The following is a 2,123-nucleotide window of genomic DNA, read 5'->3' on the forward strand; positions in this document are numbered from 1 at the left end:
TGCCGTCCGGCTCGACGCCAAATACCGCTCCAGCATCGATGCGGTCCGGAACCTGAAAGTCGCCTATTCGACGCCGTCGGGCATCAACGCCTATGTTCCGCTCAGCGAACTCGCCAATATCACGCTCGATACCGGCGCGTCCTTCATCTATCGCGAGCGCAGCCAGCGTTACATTCCGATCAAGTTCTCGGTGCGCGGCCGCGACCTCGGCAGCACAGTGGCGGAGGCGCAGGAGCGGGTCGGCAAGGCCGTCAAGCTTCCGAACGGTTATCAGCTGGTCTGGGCCGGCGAGTTCGACAGCCTTCAGGCGGCCAAGCAGCGGCTTCTGATCGTAGTACCGATCACGCTGCTTCTGATCCTCGTCCTGCTCTATGGTCTGTTCAATTCGCTGCGCGACAGCCTGCTATCGGTCGCGGGGATTCCCTTTGCGATCGGCGGCGGCCTGATCGCGCTTTATTGCTCAGGGCTCGATTTTTCGGTCTCGGCCGCGATCGGCTTCATCTCGCTGTTCGGCGTTGCGGTGATGGACGGCATTCTCAACATCACCTACTTCCGCGAATTGCGCGCGCAGGGCATGGGGATTGCGGAGGCGGTGTTTCACGGCGCCGAACAGCGGATGCGTCCGATGCTGATGACGGCGCTGTCGGCCGGCGTCGGGCTGTTTCCCGCGGCGATTTCCCACGGCATCGGCAGCCAGGTGCAGCGTCCGTTGGCCACCGTCGTCGTGGGTGGTATGTTCGTCGGGCCGCTGCTGCTGTTGGTCGTGGCGCCGGCGCTTCGCAAGATCTTCCTGTCGCGAGACGCCGAAATCGTAGCGGTCACCGGCGATCCCGTTGCCGTCACCGAAGGCAATCCCGATGGTTAGCGGCGACAGCATCAGGCTTCGATCGGCGGCAAGCGCGATCGCTATCGCCATGATGTCGCTCGCCGTCACCGGCTGCGCCGTGGGTCCGAATTTCCAGCCGGCCGCAGCCCCCGACGTGACCGGCTACGTCAAAGGCAATCTCGCTTCGGCCGATCCCGGAAAGGAAACGGCCTCCGTCTCCGGAAAGCAATCGGCGCCGGTGCCCGGGCAGCGCTTCCTCACCGGCGCCGACGTTTCGACGCGGTGGTGGGCGGCGTTCAAGTCCGAGCCGCTGAACCAGCTGGTTCGCGAGGCGGTCAATCACAATCCGAACCTGCAGGCCGCGGAAGCCGCGATCAAGGTGGCGCGTTATAACGCGCTCGCGCAGCGCGGCCTGTATTTCCCGCAGATCACCGGCAACTCGTCCACCCAGCAGATCCTGGTTGCCAATCCGCAGCAGGTGCCGCCGATTCCGACCGCGGGGCCGCAATCGGAATTCTCGCTGGTGACCAACCAGCTCACCGTCTCGTTCGTGCCCGACATCTGGGGCGGTAACGTCCGCGCGGTGGAGAGCCTGGATGCGACCGCCGAGCAGCAGCTGTTCCAGCTCGAAGCGGCATTTCTGACGCTGACCAGCAACGTGGTGACGGCAGCGATCCAGGAGGCTTCGCTGCGCGGACAGATCGCAGCGACACAGCGCATCATTGCGATCGAAAAGCGCCTGCTCGAGATCCTGAAGCGGCAGCAAAACCTGGGACAGGCGGCGCTGGCCGACGTGCTGGCGCAGGATGCGGCATTGGCGCAGGCCGAGGAATTGCTGCCGCCGCTCGAAAAGCAATTGGCGCAGCAGCGCGACCTCCTGACCTCGCTGGCCGGGCAATATGCGGCCGACGAGATCAGGCAGAAGTTCGATCTGGCACATCTGAAGCTGCCGACCAACCTGCCGATCAGCCTGCCGGGCAAGCTCGTCGATCAACGGCCTGACGTGCGCGCGGCCGAGGCCAACATGCATTCGGCGGCTGCGCAAATCGGCGTTGCCATCGCCGCCCGCCTGCCCAATATCACGCTGTCGGCCAACGGCGGTTCGGCCGCGTTCAACTGGCCGCAGACCTTTGCGCCCGGCACCGGCTTCTTCACGCTCGGCGCCGCCGCCGCCGCCCCGATTTTCGACGGGCTGACGCTCTATCACAAGCAGAAGGCGGCCGAAGCCGCACTGGAGCAGGCCGAGGCGCAATACCGCGCCACGGTCATCACCGCATTCCAGAACGTCGCCGATGCG

Annotated in this window: 2 protein-coding genes; both read left to right on the forward strand. The window is 65.1% G+C overall.

Annotated features, from left to right (window positions below; all coding sequences use genetic code 11):
• On the forward strand, positions 1–865 hold an 865-nt coding region (locus tag VFL62_RS17880), incomplete at its 5' end, for an efflux RND transporter permease subunit (RefSeq protein WP_325173712.1).
• On the forward strand, positions 858–2,123 hold a 1,266-nt coding region (locus tag VFL62_RS17885), incomplete at its 3' end, for an efflux transporter outer membrane subunit (RefSeq protein WP_325173713.1). The genes VFL62_RS17880 and VFL62_RS17885, both read left to right, overlap by 8 nt.

This window comes from Bradyrhizobium sp. (assembly GCF_035701725.1).
Classification (GTDB): domain Bacteria; phylum Pseudomonadota; class Alphaproteobacteria; order Rhizobiales; family Xanthobacteraceae; genus Bradyrhizobium.